This window comes from Lentzea aerocolonigenes (genome assembly GCF_000974445.1).
In the GTDB taxonomy this organism is placed as follows: Bacteria; Actinomycetota; Actinomycetes; order Mycobacteriales; family Pseudonocardiaceae; genus Lentzea; species Lentzea aerocolonigenes.
On sequence record NZ_BBOJ01000010.1, the window covers coordinates 104,953 to 130,487 of the forward strand.

The 25,535-nt window shown below is 70.1% G+C and carries 6 protein-coding genes; all 6 read right to left on the reverse strand.

Translation table 11 applies throughout. The features are described 5' to 3' along the window. Positions 1–62: 62 nt before the first annotated feature. The 6 genes from AOM45_RS20325 to AOM45_RS20350 all read right to left on the reverse strand — a co-directional run bounded on the left by AOM45_RS20325 (position 63) and on the right by AOM45_RS20350 (position 25,433). Positions 63–815 (reverse strand): thioesterase II family protein, encoded by a 753-nt coding sequence (locus AOM45_RS20325; protein WP_035911095.1) that lies wholly within the window; start codon positions 813–815, stop codon positions 63–65. Beyond that, complete coding sequence (locus tag AOM45_RS20330) at positions 812–2,014, reverse strand: cytochrome P450 (protein WP_030469190.1); 1,203 nt, start codon at positions 2,012–2,014, stop codon at positions 812–814. Before AOM45_RS20330 ends, AOM45_RS20325 begins: the two co-directional genes overlap by 4 nt. Beyond that, positions 2,011–3,240: an MFS transporter gene (locus tag AOM45_RS20335; RefSeq protein WP_030469189.1), complete on the reverse strand. Its 1,230-nt coding sequence runs from the start codon at positions 3,238–3,240 to the stop codon at positions 2,011–2,013. Before AOM45_RS20335 ends, AOM45_RS20330 begins: the two co-directional genes overlap by 4 nt. Beyond that, positions 3,237–22,895: a non-ribosomal peptide synthetase gene (locus AOM45_RS20340; RefSeq protein ID WP_059362617.1), complete on the reverse strand. Its 19,659-nt coding sequence runs from the start codon at positions 22,893–22,895 to the stop codon at positions 3,237–3,239. The genes AOM45_RS20335 and AOM45_RS20340 overlap by 4 nt, the downstream gene beginning before the upstream one ends. A 111-nt stretch (positions 22,896–23,006) precedes the next feature. Beyond that, complete coding sequence (locus AOM45_RS20345; protein WP_030469185.1) at positions 23,007–23,225, reverse strand: MbtH family protein; 219 nt, start codon at positions 23,223–23,225, stop codon at positions 23,007–23,009. Positions 23,226–23,285: 60 nt separating this feature from the next. Next, a complete protein-coding gene (locus AOM45_RS20350) occupies positions 23,286–25,433 on the reverse strand; it encodes an MMPL family transporter (protein ID WP_063757084.1) in 2,148 nt (715 codons plus the stop codon). Positions 25,434–25,535 lie beyond the last annotated feature (102 nt).

The following is a 25,535-nucleotide window of genomic DNA, read 5'->3' on the forward strand; positions in this document are numbered from 1 at the left end:
CACTTTGTGCGCAGACAGACGGGTTGCCACGGCCGAACTTCCCGGCGGCCCCGATACTCGGCCTATACTTCGACTATCCGGGCGGGAACAGGCCAGCGAGCGTCCTCGCGGAACATCTCGGCGAGCCCCGCGGCCGAGTCGTCGAAGTAGAAGTGACCGCCGGGCTGGACAACAGCCTCGAACGGCCCGATGGTGAGTTCCTGCCACCGCTGCACGTCGGCGAGCGACACCGAGTCGTCGGCGTCCCCGGCGATCGCGGTGACCGGACAGGTCAGCGGAGCGCCGGCGGCGTACCGGTACGTCTCGATGATCCGGAAGTCGTTGCGCAGCGCGGGAAGCGAGAGCTCCCACAGGTCGTCGTCCGCCAGCAGCGCCGCGCCGGCGCCACCGAGGGAGCGGACGTAGGCGCGGATCTCCTCGTCGGCGAAGTCGGTGGTGCGCGGGCGGTGTGCCGGTGGTGCGTCGCAGGCCGAGACGTACAGCCTCGCCAGCCGGGACGGGAACCTGGGCTGAAGACGTCTGGCCACCTCGAACGCCACGGTGGCGCCCATGCTGTGCCCGAAGAACGCGGTCGGCCGGATCAGCCGAGGTTCGATCTCGTCCGCGATCCACCTGGCGAGCGAGGGGATGTCCTCCGGCAGCGGGTCGCCGAACCGGTCCTGACGTCCCGGGTACTGCACGGCCACGACCTCGGTGGTGGGGCCGACGAGCTCGGCCCAGCCGCGGAACGCGCTCGCCGCGCCGCCAGCGTGGGGGAAGCACACCAGCTGGCGTGGTGCCTGCGGCTGGGGCAGGAAGGAGCGGAAGGATGTCACTGCTCCTCCACGGTGATGGGCAGGCGCTTGAGGAACCGGAAGTTGATGCTCTCCAGCCACACCGGTGAGGAGTCCACCAGCGTCAGCGAAGAGAACCGTTGCAACAGACGGGAGATCGCGATCTCGATCTCGGCCAGGGCGAGCGAAGCACCGAGGCAGTAGTGGATGCCGTGCCCGAACGACAGGTGGTCGTGTGCTTTCCGGGTCACGTCCAGCCGATCGGGAGACTCGTACCGCTGCGGGTCGCGGTTGCCGGCACCGAGCACCAGCGCGACGGACTGGTCGCGTTCGATCCGGTGCCCGGCGATCTCGAAGTCCTCCAGGGCGACGCGGCTCGTGAACTGCACGGAGCTGTCGTAGCGCATGAACTCGTGCGCCGCGTTGGCGGCGAGCGACGGCTGCTGGCGCAACAGGGTCTGCTGGTCCGGGTGCTCGACCAGGGCGAGCACGGCGTTGCCGATCAGGTGTGTGGTCGTCGCCTGGCCCGCGTCGATGAGCAGCAGGAAGTTCGCGAAGATCTCGTCCTCTGTGTACTCGTCGCGTGCGAGCTGACCGGAGATCATCTTCGTGAACAGGTCGGTACCGGTGCCGTCGCGACGGGCCTGGGCGCCCTCGTCGAACAGCCCGCGCAGTGCGGCGATCCGCGGCACCTCCCTGCGGGACTGGGTGAAGAACTCGTGCAGCAGTCCCTGCCAGCTCTCCAGCAGGTGCGCGCCGCGTTCGGGAACGCCCGCGAGCTGCGTGATCACGTCACGGGTCAGCGGTTCGGAGAAGTCCGCGATCACGTCCATCCCGCCGCGCCCGGCGGCCTCGTCGAGCAGCTCGTCGACCCGCGCGGTGATCACCGACCGGATCTCCTTGATGAACCGCGGTGTCAGGCCGGGACGCAACAGCTGCCGCAGCCGGGTGTGCCGGGGCGGTTCGTTGAACAGCATCATGGGCGCCAGGGCGTCCTTCAGCGTCGCCAGCCCGGTGCGGGCGGTGGCGGGGAGCTGCTCGTAGAACGACTCGATCCGCGCACCGGACAGCCGCGGGTCCTTGGACAGCTGGGTGATCTCCTGGTGCCCCAGCACGATCCAGGTGCGCATCCACTCGTCCCAGTGCACCGGACCGAGCTCGCGCAGCCGCCGGTAGAGCGGGTACGGGTCGGTCTGCCCGTACTGGCTGAACAGGCTCGGCGTCTCGATCGACTTGGTCACGTGCTCACTCCTTCGCGGTACTGCGTGGTGCGGATGACGGGCGTGAGCCAGGCGGTCACAGCCAACAGGGCCATCACGGCGCTCACACCGAGCACGGTGCCGCCGACGCTCAGCGAGGCCAGCAGGAACCCGGCGGTCAGCGCGCCGAACGAGTTCGCGCCCGAGCTGAGCAGGCCGGCCACGCTGCCGACCCTGCCCTGCATCTCGTCAGGGGTGACCTGCACCTGGTACACGCCCGCCATCACGTTGATCAGCGCACCGGCGAACGACATGCCCGCGAACACCGCGCCGAGCAGCACCGGGTTCGCGGTCAGCGCGATCAACGGCATGAACGCTGCCCACACCGCGAACACGACGATGATCACCATGCCGGGCCGGAGCCTGCGCACGAACCAGGACCCGCTCATCGCGCCGAGCACGCCACCGACGCCGGACGCCGCGCCGATGACACCGATCACGGCGGGAGAGCCGCCGTGGTTCTTGATCGTCACGGCGAGGCTCAGCGACAGGATCTGGAACAGGATGTTGGTGCAGCCCACCAGCAGCACGGCGGACCGCAGGAACCGTTGCCGCAGCAGCCATCCGACGCCCTCGGCGATCTCGGCCCGCACGTCGCGCCGCCCGCTCTCGCGTGTGGTCTGGAACTCCTTGCGGATCAACAGCAAGGTGACCAGCGCGATGAGGTGACCGATCGCGGTGAAGACGAACGGCGCCCAGCGCACCAGCGCGAACAGCGCACTGCCGAGCGGCTGGCCGAGCAGGCCCGCGGCACGGCTGCGCGCCTCGTTCTGGGACAGCGCGGCGGGCAGGTGCTCGGGACGCACGACGTTGCGCACCGCCGCGCGTTCGGAGAGGCGGTAGAAGATCTGCGCGCTGCCCTCCAGGAACGCGACGACGAGCAGGTGCGGCAACCACAACGTCCCGAACAGCAAGGAGACCGCCACGCTGCCGATCGACACGAACGACACGGCGTCGCAGACGATCATCACGCGGCGCCGGTCCCAGCGGTCGACGAACACCCCGGCGGGCAGCTGGAGCAGCAGCATCGGCAGCAACGCCGCGAAGCCGACGAGCCCGGCCTGCACTGGCGATCCGCCGTACCAGATCATCAGCAGCGGATACGTGACGCTGGTGATCGTGCCGCCCAGCGCGGAGATCCCCGCGCCCGCCCACAGCAGCCGGAAGTCCCGGTTGTGCCGCAGCGGGCGCGTCTCCGTGACGCTCACAGGTCACCGTCGAGCAGCGAGGTGTACTTCTTGATCACGCTCGCACCCGCGTCCGAGTTCGTCAGCGCCACGAAGCCGGTGCCCTGACCGATGCGGCACATGGCCATCGCGTGGTAGCCGCCGCCCGTGCCACCGTGCCCGAACTGGACGTCCGTGCCGAGGTCGTCGACGACGACACCGAGGCCGTAAGCGGTGTGCCTGTGTTGCGGCGTCAGCATCTCCCGGGCCAGCTCCCGTGGCAGCACCCCTCCTGGTTCGCCGAGGTACGACTTCCGGATCTCCAGCAGGAACACGGCCAGATCGGTCGAGGTCGTCCAGAGACCGGCCGCGGCCTCGTCGGGCCACAACAGCCAGCCGCCGTCGATCGGGCGGCCTTCCTCGTCGTGGCCGGGCGCCACGTCCCTGCCGTCCGGGAACGTGTGGCCGAACCCGCTGTTCGTCATGCCGAGCGGGGTGAACACCAGGTCGTGCATCAGTTCGGCGAACGATCGCCCGGTGACGTCGACGAGCAGTTGCTGCACCACCGAGTAGTGGATGTTGGCCTTGCGGAACAGGGTTCCCGGTGGCACCCCCAGCCTGGTCGCCGCCAGCAACTCGACGAGCGCCGGAACCTCCTTGCCGCGGGGATGTCCGGTACTCGGTGTCGGTTCCAGCCCGGACATGTGGCTGAGCAGGTGCCGCAACGTCATGGACGCGGGCGCGGACCACCCGGTCAGGTAGCCGTTGACGTCCTCGTCGAGGTCGAGAACTCCCTGCTCCACCAGGCGCAACACGGCGAACGCGGTCACCGGCTTGCTCAGCGAACCGACCTGGAAGATCGTGTCCGTGGTCACCTCGCCCCTGATCCGCACCTCGGCCAGCGCACCGTTCCTGATGACCGCGATGCTCGCACCGGGCACATCGCCCGGTACCTCGATCCGGGCGGGCCTGGCGCGGTCCATCGCGGACGCCACGGCGGCGAGGCTGTCGTCCTGGTACATCGTCAGCAGCGACAACGTCCTGCCCGTGCGCCGGGCGGCGGCGATCACCTGGAACACCAGGATCGAATGCCCGCCCAACTCGAAGAACCGGTCCAGGCCACCGACCCGTTCGACGCCGAGCAGCTCGCTCCAGAGGTCCGCCAGCCACTGCTCGGTGTCCGTGATCGGTTCCTGGTAGGGACGCCGGGCGAACGACTCCCCGTCCGGCGACGGCAACGCGCGCCGGTCGAGCTTTCCGTTGGCGGTCAGCGGGATCTGGTCGATCCACACGAACGCGGCCGGGACCATGTGCGCGGGCAGCCGTTCGGACAACCACCCGCGCAGCTCCTGCTGTTCGCCCACGACGTAGGCGATCAGCCGTTGCCCGTCGAGGACGACGCGCACGTCGTCGACCCGCTGGGCGAGCAGCGCCTCGATCTCGCCGAGCTCCACCCGGAACCCGCGGATCTTCACCTGCCCGTCGCCGCGGCCCAGGAAGTCGAGATCACCGGACGGCAGCACCCGCGCCACGTCACCGGTGCGGTACAGCCGGGAACCGGGAGCACCGAAGGGATCCGGGACGAACCGATCGGCCGTCATCGCGGGCTGTCCCAGATAACCGCGGGCCACACCGGTTCCGCCGACGTACAGCTCACCCGGCACGCCGGCGGGCACCGGCTGCAGCCAGGAGTCCAGCACGTAGCTGGTCACGCCGGGCAGCGGCGTGCCGATCGGCACCACCCCATCGCCCGGCGACCGGAAATCACTGCCGTCGTGGCCGGGCGGAACCGTGAACTCGTTGGACGTCACCGTGATCTCGGTGGGCCCGTAGGAGTTCACCACCCGGCCGTCGACCAGCGCGCGGGCCTCGGCGACCACGTGACCGGAGACGGCCTCGCCACCGACCACCAGGTCCCTCGCCAGCACATCGCTCACCTGACCGGTGACCAGCTCGAGGTGGCTGCGCGTCAGCTCGATGAAGTCGAACGGTCCGTGCTCCGCGAGCCACGAGCCCAGCGCGTCGAGGTCCAGGTCCCGTGGTGCCACGGACAACGGCAGCCCCGAGGTCAGCGGTCCGTACACATTGGACACGACCATGTCGTACGCGATCGAGGCGAACAGCGGTGCGCCCCGGTCGACCAGGTACTCCGAACCCACGTACAACAGGAAGTTGGCCAGGCCCCGGTGCGTGACCTGCACGCCCTTGGGACGGCCGGTCGACCCGGACGTGTAGATGACGTACGCCAGCCGGTCGAGGTCGGTGCTGCGCACGGGTGCGTCGGCCGGGAGGTCGTCGAGCGGCTCGACGTCGACCACCAGCCGGTGTCCGCCGAAGTCCACCGCCCACACCGACTCGGTGACCAGCGCGGCACAGTCGCGCAGCATCTCGGTCAGCCGCACGGGCGGGAACGCAGGGTCGAGCGGGACGTAGGCCGCCCCCGTCTTCCACACCCCCAGCAGCGACGCCACGAGATCCACGCCCCTGCCGACGAGCACGCCGACGACCGACTCGGTGCCCACTCCCGCCGCGCGCAACCGGTGCGCGATGCGGTTCGCCCGCGCATCGAGTGCCACGTAGGACACCTCGGCGCCGTCGTAGATCACCGCCGGTGCATCTGGCGTGGCAGCAGCGTGTTCCTCGAACCTGTCGAGAGCGCAGCTGGTCACCGACGAGGCCGGTCCGGCCGGCAGCACGAGTGAACCGGCGGGCAGGAACGCCTGTCGCGCGTCGCCGTCGACGTCCGCGACGATCGCCTCCAGCACCGCCCGGTACATCTCCGCCAGCCGTTCACCGTTCGCCCTGCTGACGAAGGCCGAGTCGCAGGCGAGGAACAGGCAGGCCTCGGACGCGGTGACGGCCAGTGGGAACTCGTCGCGGCTGAAGCCCTCGGCCGGGTCACCCGCGACGTCGAGCGTGCCGAAGTCCTCGTAGCTGAAGTACACCTGCACTAAACGGCCACCGCCGGCGAGGTCGTGCTGGATCGCGGGCATCGGGAAGTGCCGGTGCGGCCACGCTTCCAGTTCACGGTCGAACACCTGCCGGACGAGACCGGCCCACGTGGGCGCGGACATCTCCACCGGGAACGGCACGGTGTTGAGGTGGGTGCCGTACACCCGGTCGCCGCCGTCGGGACGGCAGTGGGTCACGAGCCCCGAGCAGAACCGCCGTAGAGGCGTCAGCTGGCTCAACACCTTCAGGTGCGCGGCCAGCAACACGCTCTTGACCGACACACCGATCTCGGCCGCGGCCTCCCGGACGGGCAGGTCGTCGAGCGGCACCCGGAGCTGGTAGCCGTCTCCGGCCTCGCCCCAGCCGTCCGGCAGCGTGAACCGCTCGTACCCGTCGACGACGCCCTGCCAGTACGCACGGTCCTCAGTGGACTCCAGAGCGCGCAGCTCGGCGGCGACGGTGTCGGCGTACCGCAGCGCCGGAAGGGTGAAGGCAGGCAGGTCGGCACCGTCGCGCAACGCCCGGTAGGTCTCCAGCAGTTCGGTGCGCAGCGTGTTGAACGTCCAGCCGTCGATGACCACGTGCGACTGGGTGATCGTGAGCTGCCACTCCCCGCCCGCCAGCCGGTGCACGCACACCCTCAGCAACGGCGCTTCGGCGTGCGGGATCAGGGTCTCGCTCTCGGTGCGCAACGCCGCGCGGACAACGGCGTCCGCATCAGCGGCCGTGGTCAGGTCGACGACCTTCAACGGCACCTCGGCGGACGCGTGCACGAGCTGCATCGGCACGGAGAACCGTTCGGTGTCCACCGACGTCCGCAGCGCGTCGTGCCGTGCGACCAGGATTTCCAGCGTCCGGTGCAGCGCGTCCCGCGAGAACGGCTCCTCCGCGCCGATCCGCACCGAGGCCACCCGGTGGTAGCTGCGCGGGCCGTCCCCGGACAGCATCTCGGCGAGCATGCCGGTCTGCGTCTGGGTCAACGGATAGGCGTCGACGAGACCGGACGGCACCAGCTCGCGGTCGGCGTCGGACAGCAGTGAGAACGGCGCGACCGGCTCCACCGCGGCGGTTCCGGACGAGCGGGCGAGCAGCGCCGAGATCGTCTGGTGCCGCAACACGTCGAGCGCGGTCACCAGCACACCGGCCGTCCGCATCTCGCCCACGATCATCACCGCGCGGATCGAGTCGCCGCCCAGGTCGAAGAACCCGTCGGCCAGGCCGACCCGGTCGACCCCGAGCACCTGGCGCCAGATCGCGGCGACCCGTTCCTCCAGCGGCGTCACGGGAGCGACGAAGTCCGCGCCCGCGAACGCGCCGCGGTCAGGAGCCGGCAACGCCCGCTTGTCCAGCTTCCCGTTGGGCGTGAGCGGAACGCGGTCGATCACGGGGTACGCGGCGGGGATCATGTAGTCGGGCAACGACTGCCCGAGCCACGCCCGCAGCTCGCCGGGATCCAGCTCACCGGCGGGGACGACGTAGCCCACGAGGCTCTCGTCCCGCAGGACGACCACCGCCTCACGCACACTCGGGTGCCCGAGCAGCGCCGTCTCGATCTCACCCAGCTCGACCCGGTAGCCGCGGATCTTGATCTGGTCGTCGGCCCGCCCGGCGAACTCCAGGCTGCCGTCCGGCCGGCGCACGGCCAGGTCACCGCTGCGGTACAGGCGGGAACCGGGCGCGCCGAAGGGATCCGGCACGAACCGTTCGGCCGTGAGCTCCGGCCGGTTCAGGTAACCCCGTGCCACACCGGGACCACCGACGTGGATCTCGCCGCGCGTCCCGACCGGCACGAGGTTGCCGTAGGAGTCCAGCAGGTGCACGGTCAGGTCGCTCAACGGCCTGCCGATCGGGTTCCCCGCGCCGGGCACCGTGTCGCGCTTGGCCAGCCGGTGGTACGTGGTGTGCACCGTCGTCTCGGTGATGCCGTACATGTTGACCAGCGCGATCCTGCCGAGACCGACGTGCTCGATCCACGGTCGCAGCTCGGCGATCTCGAGCTTCTCACCGGCGAAGACCACGGCCCGCAAGGCCAGCCTGCCGATGCGCTCGTCACCGTCGGCGGCGGCCGCCACGATCGAGCGGAACGCCGAGGGAGTCTGGCTGAGCACCGTGACTCCGTTGTCCACCAACAGGTCGAGGAAGTCTTCGGGCGAGCGGGTGACTTCCCTTGGCACCACCACGAGCGTTCCGCCGTGCAGCAGAGCGCCCCACATCTCGAACACCGACACGTCGAACGCGTACGAGTGGAACATCGACCACACGTCCGACTCGTCGAACGCGTAGTGCTCCTGCGCGGTCTCCATCAACCGCACCACGTTGGCGTGCGTGAGGCACACGCCCTTGGGTTTGCCCGTCGATCCGGACGTGTAGATCGTGTAAATCAGGTTGTCCGGCACCGAAACGCGAACAGGATTGGTCTCGGGCCCATCGGGCAGCTCGCTCAACATCGACGAGGTCACGACGACGGAAACCCCGGCATCGTCCTGCACGTACCGCAACCGCTCCGGCGGATTCACCGGATCCAACGGCAGGTAGCCCGCACCGGACTTCAGCACACCGAGCAGAGCCGGCAACAGATCCGGACCACGCTCCAGGCACACACCGACCAGCTGCTCCGGCCCGACACCGAGCCCGCGCAGGTGATGCGCCAACCGGTTCGCTCGCGCGTTCAGCTCCGCGTACGTCAACGACACCTCACCCGCGACGACCGCGACCGCGTCCGGAGTGCGCTCGACCTGCGCCTCGAACAGCTCGTGCACACAGGATGTGACGAGCCCGGCGGACGCCGTGCCTCTCGTCGCCTGCTCCAGCAACCGCTCGCGCTCTCCGTGCGGCAGGTACACCACGCGGGCGTCACCGTCCACATCGGACGCCATGGCCTCCAGCACCGAGCGGTACATCCCGGCGAGGCGTTCGGTGTTGGCGCGGCTGAGGACCCGCTCGTGCGAGTTCACCCAGAGCCGGTCGCCCCGGTTGAAGATCGACAGGTCGAACTCGTTGGGACCGATGTTCATCCGCGTCCCGGTGGCCACCCTGTCGGTGTCGACCTGGTGGAAGTCGAGGTAGTTGAACAGCACGTTGATCAGGCGTCCGCCGCCCCACTCGTGCTGCACCGCGGGCATCGGGTAACGCCGGTGCGCCCACAGTTCGACCTCACGCGAGAACACCTGCGTGACGAGCTCGCGCCAGGTCCGCGCGCTGCGGTCGATGCCCATCGGCAACGTGTTGAGGTACATGCCGGGCACCCGGTCCGCACCGACCGTCTCCGGACGCACGTCGCACACCAGGCCCGTGTGGTACGCGGGTTCGTCGGTGACCTGCCCCATCACCTTCAGGTGCGCGGCCAGCAGCACGCTCTTCATCGACACGCCGGCCGTTGCCGCCAGCGAACGCAGCGAGTCGCCGAGGTCCTCGAACGGCACCTCGATGTACACGCGCTCGTCGGAGTCACCCGCCCACTCGGGCGGCATCGAGACCGGCACCTGCGAGGCCGTGACGTCCCGCCAGTACGCGCGGTCGGAGTCGGACCGCAGCGCGGCCAGCTCTCCCGCGATGGTGTCGGCGAAGCGCACCCGCGGCCGGTCGTACGGCTCGGGGTCCTGACCGTCGCGGATCGCCCGGTAGACGTCCAGCAGCTCCATCAGGAGCAGGTGGTAGCTCCAGCCCTCGGTGATCGCGTGCGACTGGGTGAACGTCACCCACCACGCGTCGTCGCTCTCGACGTGCGCGATGATCCGCATGAGCGGCGCCCGCGCCACGTCGAACAGGGCGGCACGCTGTTGCGCGGCGAGGTCCTGCCGGACGCGGCCCAGGTCCTCTTCGGACAGTCCGCGGACGTCCCTGAGCTCGACGGGGAGATCCACCGCCCGGTGCACCAGCTGCAGCGGCACGGAGAAACCGGTGAGCCGGAACGACGTCCGCAGCACCTCGTGCCGGTCGGCGAGAACCCGGGCCGCCGCCTCCAGCGCGGCGGGCACGAGCGGCTCGGGTTCGGTGACCCGGAACGTGTTGATGATGTGGTACGGGTGGCGGCCGTCGTCGGCCAGCATCTCGATGATCATGCCGAGCTGCGTGCGGCCCACCGGGTAGGCGTCCACCACGTCCTCGGGCAACGCGGCACGGTCGCCGGCGGAGATCAGCTCGAACGGTGCGACGAACACGTCCTCGCTCGCCACGTCACGGCCGGAGATCATCCGGCACAGGCTCTCGACCGTGCGTGCCTCGAAGACGTCGCGCACGGCGACGTCGAACCCGTCCGCACGCAACGCGCCGACCAGTGCGACGGCACGGATCGAGTCGCCGCCGAGGTCGAAGAACCCGTCTCGCACGCCGACCCGTTCCAGACCGAGCGACGTGCGCCAGATCTCGGCGACGCGCGCCTCCACCGGTGTGCGCGGCGCGAGGTGCTCACCACGAGCGAACGCGTCGTCACCGGGAGCGGGCAGCGCCTTGCGGTCCTGCTTCCCGTTGGGCGTCAACGGGAACTCGTCCATCAGCACGAACGCCGCGGGCACCATGTAGTCGGGCAGCGCGGCGGCGAGCCGGTCGCGCAGCGTCTCGCGGGACACCTCGGCGACCGCCGTGTAGTAGGCGACGAGCCGTTCGTCGCGCACCATCACCAGCGCCTGTCCGACCTCGTCGGCCGCGGCCAGCTCGGCCTCGATCTCGCCGAGCTCGATCCGGTGCCCGCGCACCTTGACCTGGTCGTCGATCCTGCCGAGGAAGTCCAGCGCACCGTCGGGCCGCCAGCTCACCAGGTCGCCGGTGCGGTAGAGCCGCGTCCCCGCGGGCCCGAACGGGTCCGGGACGAACCGCTCCGCCGTGAGGTCGGGCCGGTTCAGGTAGCCGCGGCCGACACCGAGGCCGCCGACGAACAGCTCACCGGCGACACCGGCCGGCACCGGCTCCAGCCGGGCGTCCAGCACGTACAGCCGGGTGTTGCGGATGGACTCGCCGATCGGGACCCTGTGCCCGCGCAGCTCACCGGACAGGAACGCGTGCGTCACGTCGTCCGAGCACTCGGTCGGGCCGTAGGCGTTGACCAGCGGGATGCGCGGGAACCTCTCGAACCACTGCGTGCACAGCTCCCGCGGCAGCGCCTCGCCGGTGACCATCAGCCACCGCAGGTGCGGCAGGGCGGGCGTGGACCCGGCCTGCAGAGCGGTGCGCAGCAGGGACGGCACGACCTCCAGCACGGAGATCCGCTCGCGCGCGGTCACGCCGAACAGCGCGTCCGGGTCGAGCGCGGTGTGCGCGTCGACCACCCGCACCACGCCACCGACGACCAGCGGCGCCAGCATCTGCCACACCGAGATGTCGAACGTGGGCGAGGCGTTCTGCACCACGCTGTCGGCCGCGGTGAGACCGAGGTCCTCGATCTTGGCGAGCAGGTGGTTGCCCATCCCGCCGCGCCGGACCATCACGCCTTTGGGACGGCCGGTCGAACCGGACGTGTAGATGACGTACGCGAGGTTGTCCGGCGTCGCCCGAGCGACCGGGTTGTGCGAGGACTGGGCAGACCACTCCCCTGCCTCGTCGACCAGCACCGTGCGCTCGTGCGACACGTTGTCCAGCAACGGCTTCCGCGTGATCAGCAGTCGCGCGTCCGCGTCGGCGAGCATGAAACCCAGTCGCGCGGACGGGGTCTCGGGGTCGAGCGGCAGGTAGGCGCCGCCCGCCTTGAGCACGGCGAGCACGGCGGTGATCAACTCGGGGGACCGTTCGAGGCAGATCCCGACCAGCACCTCGGGGCCCACACCCAGTTCGGTGAGGTGCCGGGACAGCCGGTTCACCTCGGCGTTGAGGTCGCCGTAGGTCGTGGCGCGGTCGTCGGCGGTCAGAGCGATCTCGTCCGGGGTGAGCGCGGCCCAGCGTTCGAACTCGTGCGTCACGCACAGGTCCACCGGTTCGCGCTCGGTCGAGGACGCCTCGATGAGCAACCGCCTCCGCTCACCGGAGGGCAGGTAGGTCACGCGGGCGTCGCCGTCGGGATCGGCGACCATCGCGTCGAGCACCGCCCGGTACATCTCGGCGAGCCGCTGACCGTCCTCACGGGACAGCACCCGCGTGTTCGTGGTCAGGTTCAACCGGTTCGGACGGCAGTGCAGCGTCAGGTCGAACTCGGTCTGCGACAACGTGTACCGGGACTCGACGTCCGGTCCCGCCGACTCCTCCTTCGGCAGGTCGACGTAGTTGAACGCCACGTCCACCAGCCGTCCGCCGCGCCACTCGCGCTGGATCGCGGGCATCGGGTACCGGCGGTGCGGCCACAGCCCGACCTCGCGGTCGAACACCCCCAGCACGAGCTGCCGCCACGTCCGCGCGGAGCGGTCCGCCGCGAACGGCACGGTGTTGAGGTGCATGCCGTACACCCGGTCCGCACCGAGCAGCTCAGGCCGCGCGTCGCACACCAGACCGACGTGGAACGCCGGCGCCTCCGTCAGCTGGCCCATCACCTTGACGTGCGCCGCCAGCAGGATGCTCTTCACCGAGACGTGCAGCTCGGTCGCCAGCGCGGTGAGGCAGGCCTCGATGTCGTCGAGCAGCACGCGCACGTCGTAGCTCTCGCCCGGTTCCTCGCCGCGCCACGACTCGGGCAGCGACACCGGGGTGTGCGTGTTCACGACGTCACGCCAGTAGGAGATGTCCTCTTCGGACTCCAGCGACGCCAGCTCGGCGGCGATGTAGTCGGCGTACCGGACCTCGGGCGCGGTGTACGGCGCGGGCGCGGCACCTGAACGCAGCCGCCGGTAGCAGTCGATCAGCTCGGCCAGCAGCCAGTTGTGGCTCCAGCCCTCGGTGACCGCGTGCGGGCGGCAGAGCGACAGCCACCAGCCCTCGTCGTCCGTGACGTGGGCGGCGACCCGCAGCAGCGGCGCCCTGTCCAGTTCGAAGCGCGAGTTCCGTTGCTGGACCAGCGATTCCATCAACGCGTCGTCGTCGCGGCCGTGCAGGTCGTGGACCGTGACCGGGACGTCCACGTCGCCACGCACGACCTGCATCGGCACCGAGTACGTGTACAGGTCGAACGACGTCCGCAGCATGTCGTGCCGTGACACGACGATCCGCGTCGCTTCCCGCAGCGCTTCCGCGGAGAACGGCCCGTCGTCGGTGATCCGGTACGACACGAAGCTGCGGTAGGTGTCGACGCCGGTCAGCATCTCGACCACCATTCCGGTCTGCACCAGCGACATCGGGTAGGCGTCGACGACACCGTCCGGCAGCTTCTCCCGGTCCGCGGCACCGATCAGCTCGAACGGCTCGACCGGGCCGCGCGTGCCGGTGAGACCGTCCCTGCCGGCCAGCACCGCGGCCAGGCCGCTCACCGTGCGGTGTTCGAAGACCTCGGGCACCGAGACGTCCAGGCCGCCTGCCCGCAGCGCGCCGACCAGCCGCACCGCGCGGATCGAGTCGCCGCCCAGCTCGAAGAAGCCGTCGTGCACACCCACTCGGTCCACGCCGAGCACGTCACGCCAGACCGAGCTGATCCGCTCCTCGACGGGGTTGCGCGGCGCCACGTAGTCCTTGCGAGCGAACGAGTCCTGGTCGGGGTCGGGCAACGCGCGCTGGTCGAGCTTCCCGTTGGCGGTCAGCGGAATCGACTCGATCGCGACGAACGCCGACGGCACCATGTAGTCCGGCAGGGCCCTGGCGAGCGTCTCGCGCAGGTCGTCCGGAGCTTCGGGCACCACGTACGCGACGAGCCGTTCGTCACGGGCGATCACCACCGCGTCCCGGACACCGGGGTGTGCGGTGAGCGCGACCTCGATCTCCCCCAGCTCGATCCGGTAACCGCGGATCTTCACCTGGTGGTCGAGACGGCCGAGGAAGTCGAGGCTCCCGTCGGCCCGGCGACGAGCCAGGTCACCACTGCGGTACAGACGAGAACCCGGCGCACCGAACGGATCCGGCACGAAACGTTCAGCCGTCAGCTCCGGCCGGTTCAGGTAACCCCGCGCCACGCCAGGACCACCGACGTGGATCTCGCCCGGCACACCGATCGGCACGAGATGACCGGAACTGTCGAGCAGGTGCACGAACAGGTCGCGCAACGGCCTGCCGATCGCGTTGCCCGACGCCAGATCCGCCTCGGTTACCCGGTGGTAGGTCGTGTGCACCGTGGTCTCGGTGATGCCGTACATGTTGACCAGCGCGACCCGCTCAAGTCCCACGCGGTCGATCCACGGCCGCAGCTCGGCCATCTCGAGCTTCTCACCCGCGAAGATCACCGCCCGCACCGCGAGCCGGTCGATCCTCGGGTCGTCCGCGTTGGTGACGATCGAGCGGAACGCCGAGGGAGTCTGGCTGAGCACCGTTACCCCGTTGTCCACCAACAGGTCGAGGAAGTCTTCGGGCGAGCGAGTGACCTCACGTGGCACCACCACGAGCGTTCCGCCGTGCAGCAGAGCGCCCCACATCTCGAACACCGACACGTCGAACGCGTACGAGTGGAACATCGACCACACGTCCGACTCGCTGAACTCGTAGTGCTCCTGCGCGGTCTCCATCAACCGCACCACGTTGCGGTGGGTCAGCACGCAGCCCTTGGGTTTGCCGGTCGACCCGGACGTGTAGATCGTGTAGATGGCGTTGTCCGGCACGGAGATCCGCGACGGGTTCGTGTCCGGCCCCTCGGACACCTCACTCATCACGGACGACGTCACGACCATCGAAACACCGGCATCGTCCTGGATGTATCGCAACCGCTCCGGCGGGTTCACCGGATCCAACGGCAAGTAGCCCGCACCGGACTTCAGCACGCCGAGCAGCGCCAGCAGCAGGTCGGGGCCGCGTTCCAGGGACACACCGATCAATGACTCGGGGCCGGCACCGAGCCCGCGCAGGTGATGCGCCAACCGGTTCGCCCGCGCGTTCAGCTCCGCGTACGTCAACGACACGTCACCCGCGACGACCGCGACCGCGTCCGGAGTGCGCTCGACCTGCGCCTCGAACAGCTCGTGCACACACGCCGTCACTGGCACCGGGGAGGTCTCGCCCAGTTCACGCAGCCACGTCCGTTCGGCCGCGGGCAGGTACACCTCCAGCGCGTCACCGTCCACATCGGACGCCATGGCCTCCAGCACCACCCGGAACATCGTGGCGACGCGGTCGGCGTTGGCCTGGCTGAGCACGTGCGAGTTGGTGCTGATGCTCAGCAGGCCACCGAGCGAGGTGATGGCCAGCGCGAACTCGTTGGGGGCGTCGTTGAAGCCCCAGCCGTCCTCGGCGACGCCGGAGTCGAGCCGGTGGAAGTCGAGGAACCCGAAGAACACGTCGACGAGCCGGTCGGCGCCCCTGCGGATGGCGGGCATCGGGTAGTGCCGGTGCGCCCAGGCCTCGATCTCACGATCGGACACCTGACGCACGAGCTCCCGCCACGTGCGCGCCGTGCGGTCCGCGGGGAACGGCAGCGTGTTGAGGAAGTTGCCGTACAACCGGTCGGCGCCGGACGCCTCCGGCCGGGAGTGCGTGACCAGCCCGGCGTGGAACGCGGGCTCGTCGGTCAGCTGGCTCATCACCTTGAGGTACGCGGCCACCAGCACGCTCTTCATCGACACCTTGGCCGAGGCGGCCAGCGTGCGCAGCCCGTCCGCGAGGTCACCGAAGTCGATTCCGGCACGCACGGTCTCGCGCGGCTGCGTCAGGTCGCCGTGCCAGCCGGCCGGAATCGTGAACTTGGCGTGCCCGTCGACCAGCTGCCGCCAGTACGCACCGTCCTCTTCGGACTCCAGCGCGGCCAGCTCGGCGGCGATGAAGTCCGCGTACCGCACGGGCACGGGCTCGTGACGTTCGGCGTCCAGGTCGTCCCGCACGCGGCGGTAGCACTCCACCAGCTCCATCAGGAAGAGCTGGTTGCTCCAGCCGTCCATCACCGCGTGGATCTGGGTGAACGAGCACAGCCACTCGTCGTCGGCCATGACGTGCGCGAAGACCCGCAGCAGCGGTGATCCTGCGGACAGGTCGAACACGTCGGCCCGCTCGGCGGCCACGAAGTCCGACACCTCGGCCCGGCGTTGCCGCACCTCCAGCGAGCGCAGGTCGCGCCAGCCCGTCGGCGTCGCGGCGCCGGCGTGCACGAGCTGCATCGGCACCGAGAAGTCGGTGAGGTGCACCGAGGTGCGCAACACGTCGTGCCGGGCGACGACGATCTCCACGGCCCGTTCGAACGCGGAGAAGTCGAACGGGCGGTCGTCGTGCACCACGTACACGTTGACGTTGTGGTAGTTGCTGCGGCCGGTGTCGGCCAGCATCTCGACCAGCATGCCGGTCTGCACCTGCGACAGCGGGTACGCGTCGGTGATCCCGGCGGGCAGGGCGGCCCTGTCGGTGTCCGAGATCAGGGCGTACGGCGGGACGAACTCCTCCGCCGCGGCCGCGTCCCGTCCGGACAGCTGTGCGCACAGCGCGGCGATCGTGCGGTGTTCGAAGACGTCCTTCACCGACACGTCGAGGCCGGCCCCGCGCAGGGCACCGATCAACGCGACAGCGCGGATCGAGTCGCCGCCGAGCTCGAAGAAGTCGTCGTGCACGCCCAGCACGTCCGATCCCAGGACGTCGGACCACACCGCCGCGACCCGCTCCTCGAGCGGAGTGCGCGGCGCCACGACGGTGGCTCGCGCGAACGCGTCCTCACCCGGCGCGGGCAACGCGGTGCGGTCGAGCTTTCCGTTGGCGTTCAACGGGATGGCGTCGAGCGGCACGAAGGCGGACGGCACCATGTACGCGGGCAGCACGGGTTCCAGCCGGGCCCGCAGCTCGACGGGGTCGGGAGTCTGCTCGGCGACCAGGTAGGCGACGAGCTGCTTCTCGCCGGGGTTGTCCTCGCGCAGCACGACCCGCACGTCCGTGATGCGCGGGTCCTCGGCGATCCTGGCCTCGATCTCGCCGAGCTCGACCCGGTAGCCGCGGATCTTGACCTGGCCGTCGCCGCGGCCGAGGAAGTCGACGTCACCGGACGGCAACACCCGCACGACGTCACCGCTGCGGTACAGCCGCGCACCGGGAGGGCCGTAGGGGTCGGGCAGGAAGCGCTCGGCGGTGAGCTCCGACCGGTCGGCGTACCCGCGCGCGACACCGGCGCCACCGACGTACAGCTCACCCGGCACACCGACCGGTACCGGCTCCAGCCGCCGGTCCAGCACGTACATCGTCACGTTCGGCAGAGGCCGCCCGATGGGCTGGATCTCCGCGGTGATCGGCCCCTCGACCGGGTAGATGCACGTGCCGACCGACGTCTCGGTGGGCCCGTACTCGTTGACCAGCCGCACGTCCGGGGCGAGCTCCTGCCACGCCGTCACCACGCGGCGCGTCAACGCCTCGCCCGCGACGACCAGCACCGAGGCGAGCCCGTTCGCTTGCTCCGGTGTGAGCTGGTGCGTCAGCACCTCCAGGTGAGCGGGCGTGAGCTTGATGAAGCTGTACGGCACGGTTCGCGCCAGATACGCGCCCAACGCCCCGAGGTCGGTGTCCTGCGGCACCATGTGCACCGCCTGCCCCGCGAGAACCGGAGCCCACAGGTTCGGCACCACCAGGTCGAACGCGATGGACGAGAACAGCGGCGCGCCACCGGTTCCCTGCGACGCGAGCTCTTCCACGGCCCAGCGCACGTGGTTCACCAGGCCGCGGTGCGGCACCTGGACGCCCTTGGGCCGCCCGGTCGAGCCGGACGTGTAGATCACGTACGCGAGCCGGTCGAGGTCCGCGACCCGCTCGGGCGGGCTCGTCGGCAGGTCCGAGACGTCGTCGACGTCGACGACCAGCGTCCGGCCGTCGAAGTCGCCGAGGTGCGCCGACTGCGTGATGAGCACGGCGGCATCGGCGTCGGCGAGCATGCCGGTTACGCGACCGGCCGGGAACGACGGGTCCATCGGCAGGTACGCGCCGCCCGCCTTCCACACGCCCAGCAGGCACGCGAGCAGCTCGACTCCGCGGTCGAGCAGGACACCGACGACCGACTCCGTGCCGACGCCCATGGCCCGCAGCTGGTGCGCGTACTGGTTGGCCAGCACGTCCAGCTCCACGTAGGTCAGCCGCCGGTCGCCCGCGACGACCGCGATCGCGTCCGGCGTGCGGACGACCTGCTGTTCGAAGAGCTCGTAGGTGCACAGCTCCACCGGCGGCACCGGGTTCACCGCCCACTCGCCGAGCATCCGCGCGCGTTCCTCGTCGCCGATGAACGTCTTCTGCGCGTCCCGCAACGGATCGGCGGCCATGTCCGCGAGCACCGCCCGGAACATCGCCGCGATGCGCTCGGTGTTCGCGAGGCTCAGCGACAGCGAGCTCGCGGTGAGGAAGATGTGCTTGTTGCGCGAGGAGATCGTGAGAGGGAACTCGGTGGGGCTGTCGTCGATGCCGACGGCCGCGTCCACGAGGTCCGTGTCGACCTGGCGGAAGTCCTGGTAGTTGAAGAAGACGTCGATCAGGCGTTGCACGTCACCGAGCTCGCGTTGCACCGCCGGCAACGGGTACCTGCGGTGTGCCCACGACTCGACCTCCTGCGCGAACACCTGCCGCACCAGGTCGAGCCACGTGCTCGCACCGCGGTCGAACGGCAGCGGGAGCGTGTTGAGGTACATGCCGAACACCCGGTCCGCGCCGAGCACCTCCGGCCGCACGTCGTAGACCAGCCCGCCGTGGAACGACGGTGCGTCGGTCAGCTGGCTCATCACCTTCAGGTAGGCCGACAGCATGACGCTCTTCAGCGAGGCCTTGGCGGTCGCGGCGAGCGAACGCAGCCCGGTCTCCAGGTCGTCCCAAGGGATCCGCACGTGGTGGGTGGTGCGCGGGGTGTCCGGGCTGTCGCCCCAGCCGGTGGGCAGCGTGACCTTCGGGTACCGGGTGACGACGTCACGCCAGTAGGCACCGTCCACACCGGACGTGAGCGACTCCAGCTCGGCGGCCACGGAGTCGGCGAACCGGACGTCCGGCCGGTCGTACGGCTCGGGTTCGACGCCGTCGCGCAGGGCGCGGTAGAGCCGGAGCAGCTCCATCAGCAACGAGTGGTAGCTCCACCCCTCCATCACCGGGTGGCACTCGGTGATGGAGATCCACCAGTTGTCGGTGCCGGTGAGGTGCGCGTGGAAGCGCATCAGCGTGGGTGCGGTGAGGTCGAACGGCGTGGCCCGCTGTTCCCGCACGAAGTCCTGCAACGACGCCATTTGCCCGTCGGCGTCGAGGTGGCTGATGTCGCGTTGCCCGATGGGCATCGTCGCGGTGGCGTGCACCAGCTGCAGCGGCACCGAGTAGTCGGTGAGGTGGACCGAGGTGCGCAGCATGTCGTGCCGCTCCACGACGATCTCGGCGGCGCGCTCGAACGCCTCCCAGGAGAACGGCCTGTCGTCGAGGATCCGGAAGCACGAGCAGTTGTGGTAGTTGTTCGAGGTGTCGTCGGCCAGCATCTCGATGACCATGCCGGTCTGGATCTGCGACAACGGGTACGCGTCGACGACACCGTCCGGCAGTGCCGCGCGGTCGGACTCGGAGATCAGCGAGAACGGCTGCACCAGGGCCTGGTCCGCGGCGGACAACGCCGTACGTCCGGTGATCAGCTCGCACAGCTCGGCCACGGTCCTGCGGTCGAACACGTCGCGCACCGCGAGGTCGAAACCCTCCGCCCGCAGCGCACCCACGAGCGCGACGGCGCGGATCGAGTCGCCGCCGAGGTCGAAGAAGCTGTCGTGCACACCGACCCGTTCGACCTCCAGCGCGGTGGCCCACACCCCGGCGACCTGCTCCTCGACGGGTGTCCGCGGCGCGACGTACTCCGCGCGGGCGAACGCGTCGAGGTCCGGCGAGGGAAGGGCACGCCGGTCGAGCTTTCCGTTGGGTGTCAGGGGAAACGCGCCGAGCGTGACGAACGCGGCCGGCACCATGTACTCCGGCAGGTCGCGCCCCAGCACCTCACGCAGGTCGGCAGGAGTCTCGTCACCGGACGGCACCACGTACGCGACGAGCCGTTCGTCACGGGCGATCACCACCGCGTCCCGGACACCGGGGTGCGCGGTGAGCGCGACCTCGATCTCCCCCAGCTCGATCCGGTAACCGCGGATCTTCACCTGGTGGTCGAGACGGCCGAGGAAGTCAAGACTCCCGTCCGCCCGGCGGCGAGCCAGGTCACCACTGCGGTAGAGGCGAGAACCCGGCGCGCCGAACGGGTCCGGCACGAACCGTTCGGCCGTGAGCTGCGGCCGGTTCAGGTAACCCCGCGCCACACCCGGACCACCGACGTGGATCTCGCCCGGCACACCGATCGGCACGGGGTTGCCGAACGGGTCGAGCAGGTGGACGCGCAGGTCGCTGAGCGGCCGTCCGACGGGGTTGCCCGCCGAGACCGCGAGGTCGCCCTCCTGAACCTCGTAGTACGTCGTGTGCACGGTGGTCTCGGTGATGCCGTACATGTTGGCGAGCACGGGACTCCGCAGACCGCGGCGGGCCACCCACGGCCGCAGCTCCGGCATCTCCAGCTTCTCACCGGCGAAGATGACCACCTGCACCGCGAGCCGGTCGATCCGCTCGTCACCGTCGGCGGCGGCGGAGACCAGCGAGCGGAACGCCGACGGCGTCTGGCTCAGCACGGTGACCTCGTTGTCCACCAACAGGTCCAGGAAGTCCTCCGGCGAGCGGGTCACCTCGCGCGGCACCACCACCAGCGTTCCGCCGAAGAGCAGCGCGCCCCACATCTCGAACACCGACACGTCGAACGCGTACGAGTGGAACATCGACCACACGTCGGACTCGCTGAACTCGTAGTGCTCCTGAGCGGTGCGCATGAGACGCACGACGTTCGCGTGGGTCAGCACGCAGCCCTTGGGCTTGCCCGTCGACCCGGACGTGTAGATCACGTAGATGACGCTGTCCGATGTGGACGACGACTCGGGGTTCGTGTCCGGGCACGACGCCGTCGAGTCCAGGTCGACCAGCACGCCGTCGTGCACGCCTTCGACCAGAGACCGCGACGACGCGTCGGTCACCACGATCCGCACACCGGCGTCGGCGAGCACGTAGCCCAGCCGGACCGCCGGGTTCACCGGGTCCAGCGGCACGTAACCCGCACCGGACTTCAGCACGCCCAGCAGCGCGGGCAGCAGGTCCGCGCCGCGTTCCAGGCAGACACCGACGAGCGACTCCGGGCCGACGCCCAGTCCCTGCAGGTGGTGCGCGAGACGGTTGGCGCGCGCGTTGAGCTCCGCGTAGGTCAGCGACACGCCGCCGGCGACGACGGCGACCGCGTCCGGGGTCCGTTCGACCTGCGCCTCGAACAACGCGTGCACGCGGTCGGTCACGGGCTCCGGCACACCCGAGCCGATGACGAACGCGAGCTCGTCGGCGTCGAGGATCTCCAAGCGGGACAACGGGGTCGTGTCGTCGGCCAGCGCGGACTCCAGCAGCCGCACCAGATGGCCCGCCATGCGCCGGACGGTCTCCTCGCCGAACAACGACGTCGCGTACACGAACTGACCGGCGAACGAACCGTCCGGGAGGTCGTTGACCTGCAGCTCGAGGTCGCACTTCGCGACACGGCCGGTGGCCTCGTGCGGTTGGACCGAGAGGCCGGGCATCGCGAACGGCGCGCCCGCGCGCTCGTGCATGGTGAACGCGATCTGGTACAGCGGCGTGCGGGACATGTCCCGTTCGGGCCGCAGGTCGTCGACCAGCCGGGCGAACGGGACGGCCTGGTGGTCGTAGGCGTCGACGAGCGTGCCGCGGACCTGCTCGACCAGGTCGCCGAACGCCGGGTCGCCGTCCCAGCGCGTGCGCAGCACGAGGTTGTTGATGCCGTACCCGATGAGCCCCTGCAACTCCGGGCGCGTCCGGCCGGAGACCGTCGTGCCGACCGGCACGTCCGTCTGCCCGGTGTAGCGGGCGACGAGGGCTTGGAACGCGGCGAGCAGCACGACGAACGGCGTCGCGTCGTGACGCCGGCCGACCTCCCTGATCCGCACGGCCAGGTCGGCGGGCAGCTCGAACGAGACCGCGTCACCCGACGAGTCGCGCACCGGGGGACGTGCGAAGTCGGCGGGGAGGTCCGTGGGCTCCACTCCGGCGAGCTGCCGGTGCCAGTAGCCGAGCTGCCGGGACAACGCGGCATCGTCGCGTTGCCACGCCGCGTAGTCCGCGTACTGCGACGACAACGGGGGCAACGGGGGCAACGGCGACGGCTCCCCGTCGAGGAACGCCGTGTACAGCGCGCTGAGCTCGTCCCCGACGATCCGGGTGGACCAGGCGTCGAACGCGACGTGGTGGAAGACGAGGATCAGGACGTGGTCGTCGTCGGCGAGCCGCACCAACCTCGCCCGGACCGGCCAGTCGTGCTCCAGGTCGAACGGCGTGGTCGCCTCACCGGCGACGACGGCGTCGGCAGCGTCCACATCGGACACTTCGATCACCGGCAGCCCCAACGGCACCGGCGGGTCGATCACCTGGACGGGTTCGGTGCCGTCGAGCACGTACCGGGTGCGCAGGATCTCGTGCCGGGCGACGAGCTCGGACCACGCCCGCTCGAGCGACCCGGCGTCCAGGGTCCCGCGCAGGCGGAACGCCAACGGCACCAGGTACTCGGCGCTGTCGGGCTCCAGCCGGTTGAGGAACCACATCTGCTGCTGCCCGTGGGACAGCGGCAGCGGCAGGGACCGGTCGGCTCGACCGATGCCCTGCCGCCTGCCGCGCACCCCACCGCTGAGCCGGCGGCGCAGGAGTTCGTCCCTGAGGGCGGCGGTGCCAGTCTGCTCGATCTCGCCGGTGCTCATCTGCCTCGTTCCTCCCGTGCCCGGACGTGCCCAAGATGTCGACGCCGCAGCGAAAGGCGCACTCGGGACAGCTCGATGTCCCGAACGCCGTTCTTCGCTGCCGTGAGCGCGTTACTCCGCCGCTGCTTCCGCCATGCGGCGGCGCAGGCTGAGCGGGCGCATGTCCGTCCACACCTCACCGATGTGCGCGAGGCAGTCGGCCCGAGTCCCCTCGGTGCCGTCCGCACGCCATCCGGCGGGCAGGTCCCGGTCGGCAGGCCAGATCGAGTACTGCTCCTCGTCGTTCACGACGACGAGGTAGGTCTGCTTGTCGTCCTGTTCCTCTGCCACGAGAACTCCTCACGCGATCGGTTGGTCGCCTGAAGAGTTCTCGTGGGGCCAATACTGGGTCTATACCCGAACTATCCGCTGCCCTGGCGCGCTTTCCCGGTCGGAAAGCCTTGGCAGGTGCGAGAACCGGCCGAGGCCTCCTGGCAGCACCCAGGCCCGTTCACCCAGCAACGCCATGGCGGCGGGCAACAGCACACCGCGCACGATCGTCGCGTCGATCATGATCGCCACGGCCATGCCGACCCCGAGCATCTTGTACTCGATGGCGCTGAGCGTGACGAACACGGCGAACACCGCCGTCATGATCACCGCAGCGCTGGTGACGACGCCCGCGCTGCTGCCGACGCCGCCCACGATCGCGGACCGGGCGTCCGCGCCACCGAACCAGCGTTCCCTGATCCGGCTGAGGATGAAGATGTGGTAGTCCATGCTCAGGCCGAAGAGCAGCACGAACATGAACAACGGCAACCAGCCGACCACGCCGCCGTAGGACGTGAAGCCCAGCAGTGCGCTCAGGTGCCCGTCCTGGAACACCCACGTGAGCACGCCGTACGCCGCGCCGATCGACAACAGGTTGAGACCGATCGAGATCAGCGGGATCGCGAGCGCCCGGAACGCCACGACCAGCAGCACGAACGCCAGCGCCAGGACGAAGGCGAACACGATCGGCGTCGTCTTGCGCACCTGGTCGGTGAAGTCGTGGGCGAACGCCGTCTTGCCCGCGACCGCGAACTCGACGCCGTCGACGTGTCCGAACGCCGCCGGCAACGCCGTGGTCCTCAGGTGTTCCAACGCCCGGTTGGACTCCTCGTCGGTGCCGGACCCGGCCAGCGGCACCCGGATCACCAGCGCGTCGTCCAGCTGTGCCGTGGACATCGGCTCGTGCAACAGGCCACCGCTGGCAGCGATCTGCCCGTGCAGGCCGTCCGCCGCCGCCCGCGCCCCGGCGACGTTGCCCCACACCACGACCTGCGCGGGTGTGGGTGCACCGGGGAACGCCTGCTGCATCCGGATCGCGCCGTCGACGGCCGCCACCGACCTGGGCAGGCTGTTCACCGCCGCGGCGTCCTGCAGCCGCATGTCCACCGCGGGCAAGGCCATCACCACGAGCCCGAGCGCGGCGAGACCACCCCACAACCACGGTCGCCGCACCACCACACGGGCCACCGCCGTCCACACCCGCGACTCGCGCACCGTCGTCCGGTGGCGGCTCACCCGCAGCTTGTCGATCCACGGCCCCAGCAGGGACAGCAGCGCGGGCAGCGCGGTCACCGAACCGAGCACGGCGAGCCCGACGATCAGGACCGTGCCGACCGTGAGCCCGCGGAAGTTGTCCAGCCCGGTGAACAGCAGCCCCGCCACGCAGAGGATCACCGTCAGCCCGGACACCGCGACGACCCGTCCGGACGTGCGCGCGGTGATCCGCAACGCCTCCGCCACGGTCCTGCCCGCGGCGCGCTCCTCGCGTTCACGGCGCAGGTAGAACAGCGCGTAGTCGATCCCGACCGCGATCCCGATGAGCAGGATCATCGACGACGTCGCGCTGTTGACCGGGATCCAGTCGCCGATCAACGCGATGAGGCCGAACGCGGCGGCCACCGTGGTTCCGGCCAGCAGCAACGGAACCGAGGCCGCGACCAGCGAACCGAACACCACCAGCAGGATCAGCGCGGTGATCGGCAGCGAGATGAGCTCCGAGCGCTGGAAGTCGTCCTTCACCGCCTGGTCGACGGCCTTCGCGAGGCTCTGGTCCCCTGCCTGCGCGAGCCGCGCGCCGGGATGACGGGCCGAGGTGTCCGACACCGTCCGCACGACGGTGTCGTAGTGCGCCTTGATCTGCTCGTTCGGCCCGGCGACGTGGAACGTGACGAGCACGGAGCTGCCCGACACCCGCCGGCTCAGGTCGGTGACAGCGTTCGTGCCGCGCAACGCCGACACGAGGTCGTCGGTCGCCGCTTCCCGTGCGACTCCCTCGACCAGCACGTTCTCCCGCACCGGCGCGTAAGTCCGTTGCTGGTCCAGCACTTCGGTCGCCCGGCCGGTCTCACCGGGATCTCGCGCCGACGCCCCGTCCCCTCCCAGCGCACCGGCCAGCACCGCCACCAGCACCAACATCAACCATCCGGTCACCGCCAGGACGCGGTGCCGGACCGACCACCCGGCCACCCGCTCCACCAGAGCGGCATTCGACCTGCGTGCGCGCAGCATCGACTAAGGTCCTTCCTCGAAGGAGTTTCCTGCAGAGAACTCGCCCTCGGGCGAGAGGTACTTCTTCGCTGGGCCGCCGAGTTGCCGCTCGACGGCCCAGCA

Excerpts from the sequence above, each read along its gene's own strand:
- AOM45_RS20340 (WP_059362617.1), bottom strand. The coding sequence starts at position 22,895 with ATGAGCACCGGCGAGATCGAGCAGACTGGCACCGCCGCCCTCAGGGAC.
- AOM45_RS20350 (WP_063757084.1), bottom strand. The coding sequence starts at position 25,433 with ATGCTGCGCGCACGCAGGTCGAATGCCGCTCTGGTGGAGCGGGTGGCC.